At 47.6% G+C, this 1201-nt stretch carries 1 protein-coding gene; it reads right to left on the bottom strand.

Annotation, left to right across the window (positions count from 1 at the left end):
- Positions 1 to 252: 252 nt before the first annotated feature.
- Positions 253 to 1201: transposase (locus ACX1DY_RS31375; RefSeq protein ID WP_458968039.1), on the bottom strand; the 949-nt coding region annotated here is incomplete at its 5' end.

Raw genomic sequence — 1201 nt, 5'->3', positions numbered from 1 at the left:
GAACCAACTGATCCAAACAGACAAGCTCCATTTGATATTTCCCGCTATTCCCTTGATCCTTCTCGTTTAACATGAGACACCGCACTTTCTTACAAAGTTACCTATATTATACCAAATGAATGCGATGTCGTATTGAATTATTGGGTTTCTCAACAGTCTGAAAAAGTAGACTTAATTCTCTCCAATTCCATCCAAACAATGATTTTACAAGGAAATAAGCGGAGTTTTTCAGACTGTTGAGAAAGTCCATTTCTAAGCTGCAAAAGCTAACTTGAAATCCAAACGGCGTCCAATGAGATGAATTTCACAGGTACTCATACACAAACGGAGAACACGAGCCTCCTTCTGTGCTAAATATCGGGCAATTTTCTTCACATTTTGTGCAATGGCCGTCATGAGTGCCTGTTCTTGTACCTTGGCCTTGCCGCGCATTCGGCAACGACGGTATCCGTGCAGGTTTTTGGCATCAGCAAAGCTACGCTCAATGGTCTGAGCGCGGTACTTGTAAATACGCTCGCCTTCGGTGCTTTTCCGGTTTTGACGAACTCTCTCTTTGTATTCCTCCCACACATGCCGCTGAATGACACGCTGGTGGTTTTGAGTCTCGGTACACTGGGAGAGTCGTGGGCACATGGCGCAGTACGCCTTAGGCGAAGCATACTCTTCATAGCCCGCGCGGTTGGTGGTGCGGTAGGTCAGTTGTTGTCCTTCTGGGCACACATAAACGTCCTTCTGGGTGTCATAGGTAAAGTCTTCTTTAGAAAACAAACCCGGTTTGCCCGGTGTGGTCCGTTCTGCAATCACATTCATCCACCGCGTGGTCTGCTTACAAATGTAAGGAACCATGTATCCCGAATCCAGGGCAATGGCTTCTAGCGTATCCGCAAAACCAAAGGTCTCCAGTTGCCGATTCAACCGCTCCATGTATACGGTGGAGTCATTGACATTGCCTGGCGTCACGTAAACATCAGTAATCATATTCAATTTGTGGTCAACGGTTCGGTGGTCCAGGTAGAAAAAACCTTCCGGTTTGCCCTTACGCATCATGTAGCCGCACTCCGGGTCGGTCAGGCTTACTTTCTGTTTTTTCGTTTCCGCCTCCTCTTTCGACAGAGGAGGTAGCGGCTTTTTTCCGTGAGAGACACGGCTGTCGGTGACGGCTTGCTCCAACTCTTGAAGATAGGCTTGGGGTGTCTCATTC

Source organism: Paenibacillus sp. BAC0078, from assembly GCF_054483875.1.
The sequence above is the reverse complement of the archived record's forward strand: the minus strand, read 5'-3'. Positions and strand labels throughout refer to the sequence as shown.